The organism is Protofrankia sp. Cas8 (assembly GCF_963555845.1).
In the GTDB taxonomy this organism is placed as follows: Bacteria; Actinomycetota; Actinomycetes; order Frankiales; family Frankiaceae; genus Protofrankia.
Genome location: NZ_CAUVXI010000114.1, coordinates 1 through 16,853 on the forward strand (window position 1 = coordinate 1; position 16,853 = coordinate 16,853).

Here is a 16,853-nt window from a genome sequence, read left to right on the forward strand (position 1 = left end):
GCTGTTGGTCTCCTCACAGATCGGCGCCCGGCGTGTCCAGGACCTGCTCGCCTGGCTCTTTTTCCGGTTTTGGCGGGTTACCGGCCGACTTGATCCGCCCGCGAGCCGACCCCGATCACGGCCCCACCGCAGAAAAGACCCATATCTACACAGCGTGACTATTTTCAACGACGCCACCTCAAAGGCGCGGACACTGTCAGCTCCCGCCGCCGGCATCCGCGCTGGTCCCAGCCGGTCCCGGCTGGTCCCGGCTGGTCCGGTCGCGACGAACCGGACCACAGCGCCGCCCGGGCCGGCCCGGACCGGTGCCCACTTGATCGGTACGGGTCACGGGGTCGGCCGACGCTCCAACCTGCTCGTTACACCGATCGCTTCGATAATGCAAATGTGCGGTCTGTGGCGCCGGTCCGTGGCGCCGGTCCGTGGCGCCGGGCGACGACTGCGACTCGGCGACTTCGCCGGCCCCGGGGCACGGGCACGGGCACGGGGCACGGGCACGGGGCACGGGCACGGCCGGTATTCCTGCCGGGGCGGAATCCGTCCGCGGCGATACCGTCCTGAACGGGATTTCACCGGACCGGTGCTGAAAAGAAGCAGATACGTCGGGACGGGCCGGGAGTTCACCCGCGAGTGGCTCCGGCGATGGCGGATCGCCGTGCTCGTATGCGGTGTGTCGCGGTAACTTCGCAGTTCCCCGGTCAGCCGGCGAACCACATTCCGATGAGACCGATGTCGCCCAACTGGGAGTAGACGCATGGGCTTGACGCGCCCTAAGCTGCCAAACAGTTCAGCAACCGACCGCCGCTGGAAAACATGCGGAAGGGGGCTGGACGAGAAGTCGTTCTTCCCGTCTCCGGCCGGCCGATGACGGCGCGATATTGGCCCTTTTCGCGCCGTCTTCGGTTCGGCCGGAGACTACATAAGCTCCTCGGTGGCCGGCTTACCGTGCCCTGGCCACCGAGGGTTGAACAGGTACCGGCGGTCCCCGCCTCCGTCCCCACTCACCCCACCGGGGTGGGGCCGTCGGTACCTTCCAGCTGGTGCGGCGGCACGAGTTACGGCGACAGCCCCCGGTCGTAACGACTTGTGCCGCCGCACCTCAGCAACTGACGAAGAACGCGGAAAGACCGAAGAACGGGGTAATGGCCGCACCGGCGCACCAGCCCGACCTGGCGACCCTGCCGGTGCAGGTTCACCTTCTCCACAAGCAGCTTGGACGAACAGTGAACAACGGCATGACAATCCCTGCCGAACATTCATGCGCCCGACCCGACGATACCCGCTCAGGTATTTTCTCACCTCGCCGGAGGAGCCGCGGAAACCCGCTCGGACCAGACGGCCATCAGCTCCCGTTGCCAGTTCTCGATTGTGAACGGTGAGCGGACGAAATGCCGCAACGCGGCCCGTCGGTCGTCCAGGGACGGCGGGAGGCTGGTCAGCGCCCGCGCGGTGTCAGCCCAGATCTCCTCCGCTGCTGACAGCGGCAGCATGGTGATCCCCGGCAGGAGTCGAGAGATCTCCCCGACGCCGGCCAGATCGCAGGACAGCACCGGGGTGGCCACCGCACAGGCTTCCAGCACGGCACTCGGCAGACTCTCGTGGTGGGATGTGACCAGCAACAATGATGCCGCGACCAGCAGACGCGGGATGTCGTCACGCTCCCCGAGCAGCGCGACACGGTCACGGACGCCGCGTCGGGCGGCGAGTGCGAGCAGCCGCGCAGTGTCGCCGGTCTCCTGGCAGCCGATGATCTGCAGGCGGCCGTCGACCCCACGGGCCTGCAGCGCGGCAAGGACGTCCACGGCGCGAGCGCGATTGGCGTTCATCCCGGGCCGGCCGATGTGCACCAGGGTGATCGGGTCCACCACGCCCACCGGCGCGGTCTCCAGCGCACGCCGCCGGGCTGCGATGGCAACCCCGAGCGGCTCGACCGCCAACCCGTCATAGATCACCCGACAACGCGGGTCGACCCGCCATTCCGACCGCCAGAGCCCCCGCATGGCGGTCTCGCACACCGCCACCAGATCGGTCGCGCCGACGTCGATCAGACCTCGGTCGACCACGCGCGCCAGGCGTTCCCCGGCCGGACCGGTGCGTCGCCAATCCTGGCCGGTGTGGAAGTGGGCGACGCGCCGCGACACGCCGGCCACTCTGGCAAGTCCGAGCACAGCCCCCGAGGATGTCGGCACAGATGAATGCACGACCGAGGGCCGCAGCCGGCGCAGGAGTCGGATGAAGGTCAGTGGGAAGGATGGGCCGGGTCGGCAGTGGTGCACCTCTCCGCCGAGCGCGTGGATTTCGTCCTCCCACGCTCCCGGCTCGCCGGCCAGGGCGCAGAACACCAACCGGAACTCATCTGGATCGAGCCTGCGCATCAGTTCGACGGTACGACGCTGCGCACCAGCCCGGTCCATGGCGCCGACCACGTGCAGCACCGTCCGCGGCGCTCCCACGCTCACGATCGCGACCCGGGCTCGGTCACCCGACGGGCGAACTCGACGTAGAAATGCCGGGCGCGTTCCTGGAGGAGCCGGGCACGATATCCCTCCGCCGTCGCCCTGTTACGAACAGACATTGCGGCCAGGCGCCCAGGCGAGACGAGCACCTCCTCGATGCGGGCGGCGAGCTGGGCAGGGTGTCCCGGGCGCACCAGATCCGCACCCGCGAGCAGTTCCACCGTGCCGCCGACGCTCGAGGCGATCGCGGGAACGCCGCGGGCCGCGGCCTCCAGCAGCACCCGGGGAAGTCCTTCGGTGCGCGAGGGCAGAACGAACAGGTCGGTCTCGTCGAACGCGGCGCGTATCCCGGGCCGGTCAAGCACGGTCACGAAGGTCACGACACCGCCGATACCGAGATCGCGCGCCCGAGCCACCAGCGCGTCATGGCGGCGACCGGTGCCGACAATCGTCACAGTGATGCCGTCGTCGCGTCGGGCGATGCGGGCCACCGCGTCCAGAAGCACGTCATGGCCCTTGTGGTTGTGCTCCTGGCCTCGGGGTGAGCCCACGTGGCGGGCTCGCGCTCGCGGTCGCGGCCCAGGCACACGCGGCGGCTGACAGGCGGTCGTTCGTCACCCCGGACGATGTGCGCACGCTCGTCCCGTTCGTGCTGGGCCACCGGATGCTGCTGCGACCCGAGGCGGAGCTGGCCGGCGGCACCGCGGCGAGCCTGCTCAGCGGGCTCACGGCGTCGGTACCGGTGCCGGATCAGCGGGTGGTTCACTAGATGATCACCCGGTCGGGCTTCGCTGTTGCCGCGGCCGTTGTCATCCTCGGCCTGTCCGGTGCGCTCCTGGACTACCCGGAGCTGGTCGTGTTCGCCCTCGGGGGTCTGGCCGCCCTGCTCGTCGCGGCCGCCTGGATGCTCATCACTCCGGACGTCATCGTCGTCCGGGAGATCCAGCCGCTGCGGGTGGCCGAGGGCGAGGGCGCCCGGGGTCTGCTCACCGTGACCAACTCCGCGCGGCGGCGCAGCCCGCCGTTTCTCGCCAGCGAGGCCGTGGGGGAGCGCCACGTCGCGGTGACCCTGCCCAGTCTGGCGCCGGACCGCTCGTTCGAGACCGCCTACCCGCTGCCCACCGATCGCCGCGGCGTCTACCAGGTGGGTCCCCTCACCATCGGTCACAGCGACCCGCTCCGGCTCATGCACATCGGACGTTCCTACGCCTCCCGGTCGGAGCTGAAGGTGCATCCTCGGCTGCACCCGGTGGCACCGCTACCCACCGGCGGCTCCCGGGACATGGACGGGCCCACGACGAGCACGGCGCCGCTCGGCGGCGTCGCCTTCCACAGCCTGCGGGAGTACGTCCGCGGCGACGATCTACGGCTCGTGCACTGGCGGTCGACCGCCCGCACCGGGAAACTCATGGTCCGTCACAACGTGGTGCCCAACGAGCCGCGGCTGATGGTCGTGCTCGACACCAGCACCGCCCCCTACAGCAAGGACTACTTCGAAGACGCGGTGCGGGTCGCCGCCTCCCTTGCGATCTCCGCCCGGGACCATGGCTTTCCGGTCGAGGTACGGACCACCGGCGGGGTGTGCGCGGTGGCCGACCGCGGGGCGGCCGAACGGGGGTCGATCCTCGACCTGTTCGCGGAGGTGCGCGCCGCGGACGACGATCCCGGACTCGGCGCGCTGCCCGGCATGCTGCCGCGGGAGGACGGCGTGGCGCTCGGCGTGGTGACCGGGCAGGCGCCGGCCGCGATGCTCGCGGCCATCTCCCTGGTCCGCAGCCGGTTCACGATGGCGAGCCTGGTCCAGGTTGGCGAGGAGCACGATCGTCCCGGACCCTCGGTGCAGGGAGCCATGGTCGTGAACGTCCGGACCAGCGACGACTTCGCCGCTGTCTGGAACGCGAGGGTACGTAGGTGAGCGCGATCCGGCCGCGGGTCGGCCAGCTCGTGCTCGTCGCAGCTGTGATGGTGCTGGTGGCGATGGTCTTCGGCCCGTTCTTCGCCGGTGCTGGCTACCTTGTACCGCTCGGTGGGTCCGTCGTGCTCGCCGCGGTCGTGGCCGCCGTCGCGTCGGTACGGATCCGTCGTCTCGACGTCACACTCCTGGTGGCGACCGGCGCTGGCCTGCTGTTCGCCCTGCTCGCGCTGTTCCCGTCCCGATGGGGGAACGGGCTGCCGGGTTCGCTCCTCGGGGCCTTCGGCCGTGGCCTGCGTGACGGCTGGGCAGCCATGCTCACCGCGGGGCTTCCGGCGGATCCGACCGGCGAGCTGCTGATCGTCCCGGCGTTGCTGCTGTGGATCGCAACGGCTGTTGGCGTCGTCGTTGCGCTGCGGACCGACGCTGTGCTCGCTCCGTTGCCGCCGCCGATCCTCGCGTTCGCCACGGGTCTGCTCTTGGTTGCCGCGCGCGGGCGCTCACAGGTGTGGCTGGCCGGCGCCATCCTGCTGGCCGGGGGAGCGCTGGCGCTGGTCCGGGCAGCCGATCGATCCAGTTCCCACGACAGCGCTGGTGCTGGGCGGTCGGACGTCAGGCCGTCGGGTAATGGGCGGTCGGACGCTGGGCGCTCCTGGCGGCGGCTCACCTCGGGTCGGCTGGCCTTCGGCTTGCCGGTGGTGGTCATCCTTGTCGTCGTCGGTACGCTCGGTGCCGCGGTCCTGCCGATCGCGGATGGTTCCGACCGGTTCAACCCTCGTGACCACCGCCATCCCCCGGTGCAGGTGACCTCGGCCCTCAACCCGTTGGTGAACGTCAAGGCCCAGCTTCAGGCAGATCCGGTGGAGCCGCTGTTCACCGTCCACCTGGCCTCGACCGAGAGTCTGCAGGTCGACCGCATCCGGACAGCCGCTCTCGGTGACTTCGACGGCGCCAGCTGGACCGACGGCGCGACATTCGTGGCAACCGGTCGGACCTTGCCCGACGATCCTGTCGCGGCGACCCCGCGCGGCGTCACCGTTGATGCCGAGGTCACCGTCGATCGGCTCGACGGGGTGTTTCTACCCTCGCTCGGGCGCCCGGTCGGCATCACCGACATCGGTGGCGGTAACGGCGGCGGTACCGGCGGCGGTACCGGCGCGACGATGGCGTTCGCACCGGATTCCGGCGTCCTGGCGATGACAACATCCCCGGGGCCCGGCCTGCGCTACGACCTGCGCTCGATGGTGCCCAATCCCACCGACGCGGAGAAAGCCGCGGCCAGACCCCTGAACGACCCGTCGGTGACGCGTTACCGGGCGTTGCCGGGAGCCGTGCCAGCCGACCTGACGCAACTCACCGACGGCATCATCGACGGTGCGACCAATCCGTACGACAGGCTCGTCAGGATTCAGGCGTATCTGCGGGACCCGAAGAGGTTCCCGTACGATCTCGGCGCCGCGCCCGGTCACTCCTACGGCGCCGTCTCCCGGATGCTCGCCGTCGACACCGACAGCGCCCAGTTCCGTCGCAGCTACGCCGAGCAGCACGCGGCCGCGTTCGCGCTGATGGCACGGATCGCGGGTTTCCCGTCCCGGGTCGCCGTCGGCTACCTGCTCGACCAACGTTCCTCGACCGGGCCCAATACGTTCCGGGTGACCACGCGTAACGCCCACACGTGGCCAGAGGTCAACCTCGCCGGTCTCGGGTGGGTGGCGTTCGAACCGACCGATGTCAGCAACCTGGTGACCAAGCTGCCACCGGCCGACCCGAATTCCTCCAATGGCGGGCCAGCAGTGAAGCCGCCGTCGTCGGCGGAGCCGGCGCCCCCGGTGATCCAGCCGGAGCTCTCCACCACCGGTACACCGGGCGGCGGGGGCGGCGGTGGTGCGGCCGGGACGGCGGCCTGGTTCGGCCTCGCCGTACTCCTCGGCATTGTGCTGGTTCTGTCACTGATCGTCGGCGAGAAGGCGCGAAGGCGGCGGCACCGGCAACGCTCCGGGCCACCCTCGGCTCGTATCGGCGGTGCCTGGCGCGAGGTGCGGGACCGGCTCTCCGAGTGCGGCCTGCCGAGATCACATGCCCTGACCACGCGGGACGTGGTGGGGCACACCCGTGACCTGCGCGCCGTGGGCGCAGCGGGGGAGCAGATGGAACAGCTCGTGCCGGTGGTCAACGCGGCCCTGTTCGCCGAAACCGAGCCTGGCGAGGCCGATGCCCGGCGCGCCTGGGAGCTCACCCGGCTCGCCTGCCGTGAACTCAACCGCGCGGGTGGGCTGCCCCGGCGGGCGCGGGCGATCGTCGATCCCCGGCCGCTGCTCCCGGGTGGCAGCAGATGATCATTTTTTGGTTCGGGCTTCCCGATGGTCTGACGTGAGGTGACGGAGATGCGACGGCGACGGCTCACGCGTCCGGTGCGGACGGCCCGTTGGGTGCCGGTGGCATTGGCCGGCGTTGTTGTGCTCGGTGCGTTGGTGGCTGCCGGTTGGTTGGGGGATGTTCCCGCGCGGTCGGTGGCGTTGGATGACGGGTCGGCGTGGTTGGTGTCGTCGGTGGGTCAGGCCGCGTTGGTGGATGGGTCGTCGGCGCAGGTGGTGGCGCAGGTGAAGGTCGGTGAGGGTGGCGCGGACCTGTCGTCGGCGCAGTCGGGTGCGGATGCGTATGTGGCGAATACCTCGGATGGGTCGGTGCGGCGGGTCGATGGTGCGACGTTCGCCGTGTCGTCTCCGGCCCGGTTCGCGAATGCGGGGCAGGCGTTGGCGGTGTATCCGGGGCGTCAGGCGGTGTATGCGGTCAGTGCGCAGTCGGGTCTGGTGACGACGGCTGATCCGCTCACGTTGCAGGTGCGGGCGCAGCAGTCGTTGGCGGCACGGGTGGCGCCCGGGGCGGCGCAGCTCGACGGTGCCGGCCGGTTGTGGCTGGTGGATGCCAACACCGGTGATCTGATCTGGCTGGACGGTGCGGGCCGGCATACCAGGCGGGGGGCTGTTGATCCGGCGCGGGCGACGCTGGTGCGCTCTGGTGACACGGTCGTCATTGTTGATGTTGTCGCGCGGACCGCGCGTCCGCTGCGTGCGGATGGCGGTACGGATACCGGTGGGTGTGTGGACACGCAGGCCGGTGACAGTACGGTCACGGTGGCCGGCTCGACGTCGGCTGATCGGGTGTATGCGGCGAGTGGTCGGCGTGGTGTGTTGTTGGTGTCGGATCTGTCGCGTGGGTCGTGTGACACGGCGGTGGATCTGCGTGCGGCCGGTCATGATCTGGGTGCGCCGCATGAGGCGGCCGGGCGGGTGTTCATCCCGGATTTCACCGCTGGTCAGGTGATTGTGGTGGATGTTGGCGCGCGGCGGCTGGTCGCGAGCGCCAAGGTGTTGCCGGAGCGGACCCGGTTCGAGTTGGTGTCGCAGGGCTCGTTCATGTTCTACAACGATCCCCACAGTGCGCAGGCGGGGGTGGTGCACCTGGACGGATCGGTTCGGCAGACTGAGAAGTACAACCCCAAGAATCCCGGTAACGGGGTATTCCAGGGGCCGGGTTCGGGGAATCCGACGCAGTCCTCGCCCACGCAGTCCTCGCCGACGCAGTCTCCGGTGACCTCGCCGCCGACCGGGCCGACAACGCCGCCGACCGGGCAGCCGCAACAGGCGAAGGGGGACGTGCAGATCCGGGTGTCGGCGACTCAGGTCGTTGTCAACCAGCCGGTGGAGTTGCGGGTGGTCGCGACGAACGGCGGCATCGTCGCCGCCGTGGCTTGGACGTTCGGAGATGATGCGCCGACCTCCGGCGTCCAGGTCAGCCATTCCTGGCCGAAGCCCGGTGTCTACACCGTCCGGGCGCAGACCCGGCTTGCCGACGGCCGTCAGGTAACTCCGACCGCCACGATCACCGTGACCGAATCGGTGATTCCGACCCAAACCCCATCCGTGGGGTCCGGGTCGGCCGGCACTGGTATCGAAAGCGGAGACGGCGGTGTAAAGGGCGGCGAAAGCGGTGTGCTCACAGCACTACTCGATGTGAGCCCGCCGAGTGGTCCGGCACCGTTGGACGTGACGGCGAATGCGTCGGGCTCGAGGGCGGGTTCGGCTCCGATCGTGAGTTACACCTTCGACTTCGGTGACCGGACCGCGCAGGTCGGTCCTCAGCCCGGGGCCACGGCAACCCATCGCTATACCCAAGCCGGGTCCTACACCGTGAGCCTCACGGTGACAGACCGCAATGGCGGAACGGCCACGCGCAGTGCTTCGGTCGCCGCTGGTGCGGTGGAAGCCGGGCCGACCGCCAGGCTTTCGGCCGCCCACACCCCCGGGGGCGGGGCACTGGACGTGACGGCGGACGCCTCGGGCTCGAGGGCGGGTTCGGCGCCGATCATGAGTTACACCTTCGACTTCGGCGACCGCACTGCGCAGGTCGGTCCGCAGGCTGGGGCCACGGCTACGCACCGCTACTCCGCTGCGGGCACGTACAGCCCGACTGTCACGGTGACGGACTCGGCGGGCCGGACGGACACGTACACCACTCAGGTCACCGCGCAGCAGTTCACGCTGGCGGTATCGGTCAGCGGGAATGGCAGCGGCAAGGTGACCGGCCCCGACGAGCTGTTCTGCCCGGATGTGTGCCAGGCGCACCTCAACCCCGGCACCCAGGCGACCCTGTCGGCTGCGGCCGTATCGGGCTCGACATTCGGCGGATGGTCGGGTGACTGCACCGGGACCGGGACGACGTGCACCGTCACCATGGATAAGGCGCGTAACGTCACCGCCCGCTTCGACACGACCGGGCCGAGTACCTATCCGCTCACCGTGACGGCAAACGGCAACGGTCGGGTCGATGTCAGCGGTTTCGTCAGCGGATCGTTGGGGAGCTGCAGCGCGACCTGCACCGTCAACGCGAGAGCCGGTGAGGATGTGACGCTGACCGCCTGGCCGGCATCGGGCTGGAATATCAGCGGATGGTCGGCGAGTGGCTGCGCGGGGTCGTCGTGCACCGTCACCATGAATCAGGCGCGGAATGTCACGGTGACCTTCGCTCAGCAGGACCAGCCGCCGACGGCGGCGCTCACCGCGACGAGAGTCGTCCCGAACGACCCGTACGACGGTCGGTTCATTCTTGATGCGTCCGGATCTTCAGACACCGACGCGACGCCGATCCGGGATTACACTTTCGATTTCGGCGACGGCAGCCAACCCGTGAAACAGACTGGTCCACGACTACAGCACGGATGGGGGCCCGGAAACCATCCAGGGACCACCTACAACCCCAAGGTGTATGTCACCGACACGGCCGGGAAGACCAGCATGGCGCAGACGTCTGTATATGTGAAATGTTGTTGACCGCGCCGCTGGATAAGGGAATGCGGTGACGACGATGGGGCGATCGGGACGTCACGGTCGCGCGGGGGCGCTCCGCAGCAGCCGGGTGCGGGCGGCCCGCTGGGTGCCGGCGGCGTTGGCTGGCGTCGTCATTGTGGGCGCCTTGGTGGCTGCCGGCTGGTTGGGGAATGTTCCGGCGCGGTCGGTGGCGTTGGATGACGGGTCGGCGTGGCTGGTGTCCTCGGTTGGTCAGGCGGCGTTGGTGGATGGGTCGTCCGCGCAGGTGGTGGCCCAGGTCACGGTGCCTTCGTCGGGGTCGGGGGCGGTGGCCGCGACCCAGTCGGGGGCCGACGCCTACGTGTCGAACACGGCGGACGGGAGCGTGCGGCGGGTTGACGGTGCCACGTTCGCGGTGTCGGGCGGGGTCCGGTTCGCCAGTCCGGGTGAGCCGCTCGCCGTCTATGCCGGGCGGCAGGCGCTGTTCGCGATCGGGGAGCGGACCGGTTCGGTGAGCACGGCCGATCCGCGGACGTTGCGGAAGCTGCGGGACGATCAGTCGCTGGCGGCGCGGATACCGGCGGGCGGTGCGCTGGTCGATGGTGCAGGCCGGCTGTGGGTGGTCGACGGTGACACCGGGAAGATCGTCCGGCTGGACGCCGCCGGCCGCCATGATGTGTCGGGGTCGGTTGATCCGGCTCGTTCCACTTTGGTGCCGATCGGTGATCGGGTGGCGGTGGTTGACCTCGGAGCGCGGACGGTTCGCACGCTCGGCGACGGCGGCGTTTCCGCTCCGGTGGCGTGCGTGGATGCCCGGGCGGGGGACAACACGGTTCGGGTGGCCGGGTCGGCCACAGGCGACCATGTGTATGCGGTGTCGGGCCAGCGGGGCGTGCTGCTGGTGTCGAATCTGTCGCAGAACTCCTGCGAGAATACCGTTATCGACCTGAAAATGGCGGGTAATGAATTGGGGGCGCCGCGGGAGGCGGCCGGGAAGGTGTTCGTCCCGAATCTGACCACGGGTCAGGTGAGCGTGGTCGACATCGCCAGCCGGAGTGTGGTCACCAAGAAGGTGTTGGATCCGCCGGCGCGGTTCGAACTGGTGCCGCAGGGCTCGTTCGTATTCTACAACGATCCGGCGACCGCCAGAGCGGGAGTCATCCGGCTGGACGGGTCGGTTCGGGAGATCCGCAAGTACGATCCGAAGAATCCGGGCGTAGGTGTGGTTCCCAGCGCCGGTTCGGGGAACCAGACGGCACCCACGCCCATCCAGCCGCCTGTTACGCCATGGCCGACGGCCTCGCCGACCCCACGGCTGACTGCGTCGCCGACTGGTCAGCCGCCCAAGGGGGATGTGCAGATCCAGCTGTCGGCGACCGAGGTTACGGTCAATCAGCCGGTGGCGCTGCGGGTGGTCGCGACGAACGGCGGCATCGTCGCTTCCGTGACATGGACGTTCGGCGATGATGCGCCGGCCTTCGGCGTTCAGGTCAGTCATTCCTGGCCGAAGCCTGGCATCTACACCGTGCAGGCGTTGACCCGGCTCGCCGACGGCCGCCAGGCCACCCCCACCGCCACGATCACCGTGGTCGCCGACACGCAACCGGTGGTCCCACCGACGCCACATCCCACGGACAGTCCCGACCACCCGACCGCCACCCCGACCCGTACCGCTACCCCCACTCCGACGCCCACCCCGACGGCGGACCAGTTCACACTGTCGTTGACGATTCTCGGTACAGGCACCGTCACGGGTCTGGCCAGCGGGCCCTGCACGAGCCTGTGCCAGGCAACGTTTCCAGCCGGGCAGCAGGTGACGCTGACGGCGAACCCCGGCAGTGGCAACCGTTTCGACAACTGGTCGGGCGCCCCGGGTTGTGCGACAGCTGCGACGTGCACCGTGACAATGGACAAATTCCACGATGTCACCGCGCAGTTCAGCCAGATTCAGACGTTCCAGCTGACGGTTTCCAACCCGGGCGCGGGTGGCAGCGTGACCGGGAACGGAGGAATCGACTGTCCGCCGGGCGGTGGGGTGCGCACCTGTACAGCGCTCTATACCGCCGGCACGCGGGTGACGCTGAGCGCTACGCCGGCGTCAGGTCAGACGTTCAGCGGATGGTCGGGCGACTGCACGGGGACCGGTACCTGCACCGTCACCATGGATAAGGCGCATAACGTAACGGCAACCTTCACGGCGCAGAACCGCCCGGTTCACAGCTCGGGCACCATCGATCTACCATCGCTTTCCAATATGGATCTTGATGCTGGGGCGGTCGCACCGTGCTGTGGCAGCGCGGGCGCCGACGCCTGGCTCCACGGAGTCGGGACCAACCTGTGGGGCCTGGCGCCCATGGGCTCAGCCGGGCTTGCTGTCATGCCATCCGGTAGCAGTGCGCTCACTTATGCTGATTGTGCGGGTGCGGCGCTGTCGGGTGCGGAGATAACGACGGACAACCTCCCGGCGGGGACGAGGCTCTGTGCACGGACCCAGGACGGCCGCTTCTCGGCCCTCCGCGTCGTCAAAGCTCCTGATGCGAATTCGAATATACTCACGATCAGCTACACGACGTGGGAATAGCCTGATCCAGACCGTGCGGCTGACACGTAGGTGATTCCCTGGGGCCACGACTAACAGGAGGGCCGGATGCCGGAGACGTCGGCACGGTCGCAGAGCCCTTCGGAACGCCATGAGCCGGCGCGTCCGGTCGTTGCCCGCAACCCTGGCCACGGTTCAGCTGAGCGTGCCGAGCTCGGCACGCTGCAACGCACAGCCGGTAATCGCGCGACGGCCGCCCTTCTCCGAGGTGGGATCAACGGTGCTACGGCGTCAACCTTGGAGCCGCTTGTGACAGCGCCGCTCGGTCCGACCCTCCAAAGGGCGCCAATCGTCCAGCGGTCGTGGATCGGGGACCGGATCGGCTGGGTGCGAAACGGCACGCGCGACGGGAACTGGGAAACGGAGGATCCGCCCGGGGCTTACCATGTGTTGAACGGCCTGTCGATGGACGACATGGTCCGGGTGCTGCGGGCACTGACGTCGGCCGAGCGGGCGAAGCTGGCCGCCAACCTTGAGGAAAACGGTGGTCGTTCCGACCGTTCTCGGATCCACCTCGCGATCACCAACGCCTCGACCTCAACGGCCGACCCGGCATTCCGGGAGCTCAGCGAAAACCTGCACTGGGCGATCCGCAGCGGCAACTTCACCAGCCCGCCGAACGGCGCGTTCAACATTCTTGCGGCGGCGACCGCGGCCCAGCAGTCCCGTCTGGCCGCGGCACTGAACCGCGACGCTCTTGATGCTCTGATCGACCGCCGGGACGAGGCGACGGCCGTTCCCGGTGCGCCGGGTGCGCTGACGGTCATCGAACGCAGACGTGGAACCCTGGGGTCGACAAGCCGTGAACAACACCTGATCGACCTCGTCGACGGCAGGGACTGGGCCAGGTTCTTCGGCGAGTTCAATGGAATGCAGGAGTTCGACCAGCTGCGATTCCTGCGTGGTCATTCGGGCGCTATCCCTCCGATCCGTGACAACATCCGGAGGGCGGACGGCATCGGCGATCCCGTCCGGATTCTCTACCTGCTGGAAAGGGCTACCACGCCCGCGTCGCGAACCCTGTATGTCGACGCGACGGTCAACAGGTACTCCTGGCAGCCCAAATACCGGGTAGCTCATCCGGCGGACTTCTCGAACATCATCCGGTTCAGTGATCTGGCGGACGTCGAGCTGGATATCAGCACGATCGGTGACAACCAGATGGGCGAGGAGGAGGCCGACAGGCAGTTCCGCGAGGCGAAGCCGGGGCCGGGCGGCTTTCTGTGGCCCGAGGTCCGCAACCGCAGCACGCTACCGGTCCTGTGGCAGGTCAAGCAGCTGGTCCGGGAACAGCAGTGGACGCTGCTGGGGGACGAGGTCCTGCAGCAGGGAATCTTCGTCGTCCAGTACCTGATGGATGTCGCGCTCCCCGTCGCGCACACTTCGGCGATCCAGTCGCTCGGGGCACTGCGGGGGGCATCGCTCAGCGGTCGCTGGATGAAGGGTTCGCAGGTTGTCCGAGGTAAGGCTGCGGGTGGGACAGTGCCGCCCGCGCCGCCGACCGCTCCCAGGACTCCCACGATCTGGGGCCAGGGCAACGTAACCCAGGGCAGGGGCGCAGAAGCCGCCTTGGAGTCCGTTACGCCTGGTACTCATTTCTACGGCAACTTCGACCGGTTCGACCGCGCCGTCTATTCATCCGGTGGGCCGAGCGCGCCCGCCCTGGAGGCCGGTCAGCTCAAGTCGATCGACACGGCGGCAAAGTCGTACCAGGGTGCGAGGTTGGCCAGACTCATCGAGGATGAGGCGGGCATCATCGCCGGGGTTGGCGAGAGTACCTGGGAAAAAGGAGGCCACACCATGACCATCGGACCACAGACCCGGCGGGTAGTGGACGTTGCGATCCCGGACACCCCCTTGACAGCGGCGCAGGAAGCGGCAATCGCCGAGGCGGTGGCTGGTTCGGCGAGCATGGGGGTCGAGGTACGCATTTATCGAGTCCCCTGACCTCGCTGACGCGGATTTCCACGCCGCTGCCACGCCGGCATCACGTCTTCCCCCGCGACCACCCTCGCACATCGAGTTTGCGTCGCGCATCCCTGAAGGATGGGGCCGGTCACGACGGTGCGCGGATTGTTTCCACTGCTTCTGGGCATGCAGGAGTTGGCAGGGGCGGGGGCCGACGGGGCTGTCCGCAGTCGGGCGCTGGACCTGCTCACATCGATGGATGACGACCCGACAGGTCTCGATGCGTTGCTCGCTGGGATCGACCCCGGCGACGATACAGAGTTCGCGCGGTTACTGGAGCGGGCGAGGACCGAACTGGAATACTAAGAGCGACCGGCGCGCCATCTGTAGCAGGCGCCGTACTGACACCATTCCATTCCAGCTCGGGTACCGGCCGGGGATCAGGCAAGATCACGGCTGTTGATTAAATGACTACAGATGCTTGCCCGAACAGGCACCGACCGATCTGAACGCTGTGATCGACGCGGGTTTGTTGTTGTGTACGCTTTTCGGCTCGCTGGGCGTACACAGCAACAAACTAACGCCGATCATGCAATGGTAGGCGCATGGTCGCCGTTCGGCGGAGCTGCGCCAGGCTTCAGCGGGTCACCCATGGTAATTTAATCGGCGATCAGTCTTCGCCGTCTGTCGCGGTGAGCAGGCCTTCGTAGGTGCGGCAGCGTGGCGGGTGGGCGGCGAGCCGATTCTCGCTGAGCCGGCGTGGCTGATTGGTTGCGCTACGAGGCGGGAAGGTGCATAGTGACCCAGGAACGGAGTCGCTGCACGATCATCGGATGGGTCTCGAGTGTTTCGATGCGGTCGCGGAGAATTTCCGGATCGACGAGTCGTTCGTGAACCAGGGCGTCGGCGAACGCGAAGTCCTTCGTTCGTCCGGCTACCAGCTTGGACACCACGCAGTCATGGGGGTCCAGGCAGTGTCCTCGTCCCGGTGCTGTATTCGGCGTTTCCACGATGATTATGCGTTCACGCCATCCTTCGGGCAGTACGGCTGTCGAGACGCTGACGCCCTGGGCGTAGTAGCCGAATGTTTCATGAAAGGGTGAAAGTTCGCCGATCGCACCGTCGACCAGATCCGCCTTCGCCTCGTCGACATCGTCGACATCGTCGAAGAAGGCGATGTCGACCTCGATCGAGGCTGTCGCTTCTTCCGGCAGTCAGTCCTCGGGAATGGCCCCGAGAACCGACTGGCTGCCGATGACGAGAATCTCGGGATCAGCGGCGATGCTTGACGCCGCCCTGAGTACGTGCTCGAGTTGTTCGCGTCTCACGCGGTGCGCTCGCGGTGCCACCAGGAACGGAATGCGGCCAGGGCCGCCTGTCGCTCCTGCTCGGACAGCACACCGGCGAACGGCGAGTTCTGCCGAAGCTCGACAGCCTGTGGCGACCGCGACACCAGTACGTCGAAGACGGCCTCGGTCCCCGCGTCCAGCGCTGCCTGCCACTGGCCGAGCCAGCGTGCCGCCATGCCGGTCGGATGCACCCGCTGCAGTTTTTCCAGGTTCGCTCGTGCCTTGTTCAAGGTCCCGTCGGGGTCGAGCGCCAATCGGCCCGCCACTGCACGGTGCAACCACAACCCGCGTGCCTCGTCACGGGTCAGCGTGCCGCCGGCGAAGGCCTCGACGTCGGCACGGCGAAGTCGCCGATGGCTGCCCACCGTCTCGAACGGCATCATCCCGCGCCGGCATAGATCAACCACGTGTTGACGGGACGTGCCCAACAGCATCGCGGCCTGCCCAGTGGTCAGCCACGCCTGTCCGGCCGTCATCACGCTCACAGCAACAATGATCTCTTCTATCCCCAAAAAACACAAACTGGGCGCGGCGGTCACGGCCCAGAGCGGCAGGATTTTCGACCCGTCCGCATCATGATCGGCGTACGTTTGTTGGAAGGTACGCTTTTCGGCCCGCTGGGCGTACACAGCAACAAACAAACGCCGATCATGCAATGGCGTCAATCATAAAATGGCGGTGATCGTGTAATGGTAGGCGTTCGGGGTAGGCGTTCAACGTGCTCTCAGGAGCATGTTCCACAGGGTCAGGCCAGGGCCGAAGGCCATCGCCACCACGGGGTCCCCGGGGCGCAGCTGTGCGTTCCGCCGAAGCTGCTGGAGAACCAGCGGCACCGTCGCCGACGAACAGTTGCCGTGGGTGTCGAGGATCTCGTGGCTCGCGGCGGTCTGGTCGGCGCGTAATCCGAGTTTCTCCGCCACCACGTTCACGATGCGCGGTCCGCCGGGGTGTATCGCCCATCCGGCGACGTCGTCGACGTCAAGTCCGTGCCGGCCCAGAAGCGCCCTGGTCGCCTTCTCGACATGCAGTGCCAGTACGTCGGGCACCTTTGCCGACAGGCCCATCCGGAAGCCGTGGTCGGTGACCGTCCAGGTCATCAGGGACGCCGATGACGGGTCGGTGACGGACTCGGTGTCGATGACCTCCAGGCCTCCGTTGACATCCCCTCCGCTGACATCCGGTTCCAGGACCACGGCGCAGGCCGCGTCCCCGAACAGCGCGTGCGCGACGATCTGCTCGACATCGCGTTCAGCCCCGGGACCGAACGGCTGTACGTGCAGCGACGGCAGCTCGACGCACAGGACCACCGCGGGTCGTCCCCGC

11 protein-coding genes and 1 pseudogene are annotated in these 16,853 nt (G+C 68.1%); 7 read left to right on the plus strand and 5 right to left on the minus strand.

All coding sequences use genetic code 11. The annotated features are described in order from the left end of the window. Nucleotides 1–1,295: 1,295 nt before the first annotated feature. Nucleotides 1,296–2,459 carry a glycosyltransferase gene (locus tag U9977_RS16425; protein ID WP_322750144.1) on the minus strand — a complete coding sequence of 388 codons (1,164 nt, stop codon included), beginning with the start codon at nucleotides 2,457–2,459 and terminating at the stop codon, nucleotides 1,296–1,298. Then, on the minus strand, nucleotides 2,456–3,043 hold the full coding sequence (locus U9977_RS16430; protein WP_322750145.1) for a glycosyltransferase family 4 protein: 588 nt from the start codon (nucleotides 3,041–3,043) through the stop codon (nucleotides 2,456–2,458). Before U9977_RS16430 ends, U9977_RS16425 begins: the two co-directional genes overlap by 4 nt. Between U9977_RS16430 and U9977_RS16435 the strand changes: the two are divergent. The 7 genes and pseudogenes from U9977_RS16435 to U9977_RS16465 form a co-directional block, all read left to right on the plus strand. Beyond that, nucleotides 2,992–3,225 (plus strand): annotated as a pseudogene (locus tag U9977_RS16435) (ATPase); the annotation flags it as partial. The gene U9977_RS16430 and the pseudogene U9977_RS16435 overlap by 52 nt on opposite strands. Then, nucleotides 3,226–4,371 carry a DUF58 domain-containing protein gene (locus tag U9977_RS16440; protein ID WP_322750146.1) on the plus strand — a complete coding sequence of 382 codons (1,146 nt, stop codon included), beginning with the start codon at nucleotides 3,226–3,228 and terminating at the stop codon, nucleotides 4,369–4,371. After that, nucleotides 4,368–6,704, plus strand: a complete 2,337-nt coding sequence (locus U9977_RS16445) for a transglutaminase TgpA family protein (protein WP_322750147.1) — start codon at nucleotides 4,368–4,370, stop codon at nucleotides 6,702–6,704. Before U9977_RS16440 ends, U9977_RS16445 begins: the two co-directional genes overlap by 4 nt. 48 nt (nucleotides 6,705–6,752) lie before the next feature. After that, nucleotides 6,753–9,698, plus strand: a complete 2,946-nt coding sequence (locus U9977_RS16450) for a PKD domain-containing protein (RefSeq protein WP_322750148.1) — start codon at nucleotides 6,753–6,755, stop codon at nucleotides 9,696–9,698. A 34-nt stretch (nucleotides 9,699–9,732) separates the two neighbouring features. Beyond that, nucleotides 9,733–12,255 (plus strand): InlB B-repeat-containing protein, encoded by a 2,523-nt coding sequence (locus U9977_RS16455; protein WP_322750149.1) that lies wholly within the window; start codon nucleotides 9,733–9,735, stop codon nucleotides 12,253–12,255. 345 nt (nucleotides 12,256–12,600) lie between these two features. Then, nucleotides 12,601–14,220: a hypothetical protein gene (locus U9977_RS16460; RefSeq protein WP_322750150.1), complete on the plus strand. Its 1,620-nt coding sequence runs from the start codon at nucleotides 12,601–12,603 to the stop codon at nucleotides 14,218–14,220. Nucleotides 14,221–14,346: 126 nt separating this feature from the next. Further along, entirely contained in the window at nucleotides 14,347–14,547 is a 201-nt protein-coding gene (locus U9977_RS16465) for a hypothetical protein (RefSeq protein ID WP_322750151.1), read from the plus strand. 410 nt (nucleotides 14,548–14,957) lie between these two features. On the opposite strand, the gene U9977_RS16470 is transcribed toward U9977_RS16465, so the two are convergent. From U9977_RS16470 to U9977_RS16480, 3 genes are all read right to left on the minus strand, one after another. Beyond that, a complete protein-coding gene (locus U9977_RS16470) occupies nucleotides 14,958–15,395 on the minus strand; it encodes a DUF6036 family nucleotidyltransferase (RefSeq protein WP_322750154.1) in 438 nt (145 codons plus the stop codon). Nucleotides 15,396–15,505: 110 nt separating this feature from the next. Further along, on the minus strand, nucleotides 15,506–16,171 hold the full coding sequence (locus U9977_RS16475; RefSeq protein WP_322750152.1) for an excisionase family DNA-binding protein: 666 nt from the start codon (nucleotides 16,169–16,171) through the stop codon (nucleotides 15,506–15,508). 72 nt (nucleotides 16,172–16,243) lie between these two features. Further along, on the minus strand, nucleotides 16,244–16,853 hold a 610-nt coding region (locus tag U9977_RS16480; RefSeq protein ID WP_322750153.1), incomplete at its 5' end, for a 3-oxoacyl-[acyl-carrier-protein] synthase III C-terminal domain-containing protein.

Excerpts from the sequence above, each read along its gene's own strand:
- U9977_RS16440 (WP_322750146.1), top strand. The coding sequence starts at position 3,226 with ATGATCACCCGGTCGGGCTTCGCTGTTGCCGCGGCCGTTGTCATCCTC.
- U9977_RS16455 (WP_322750149.1), top strand. The coding sequence starts at position 9,733 with ATGGGGCGATCGGGACGTCACGGTCGCGCGGGGGCGCTCCGCAGCAGC.
- U9977_RS16450 (WP_322750148.1), top strand. The coding sequence starts at position 6,753 with ATGCGACGGCGACGGCTCACGCGTCCGGTGCGGACGGCCCGTTGGGTG.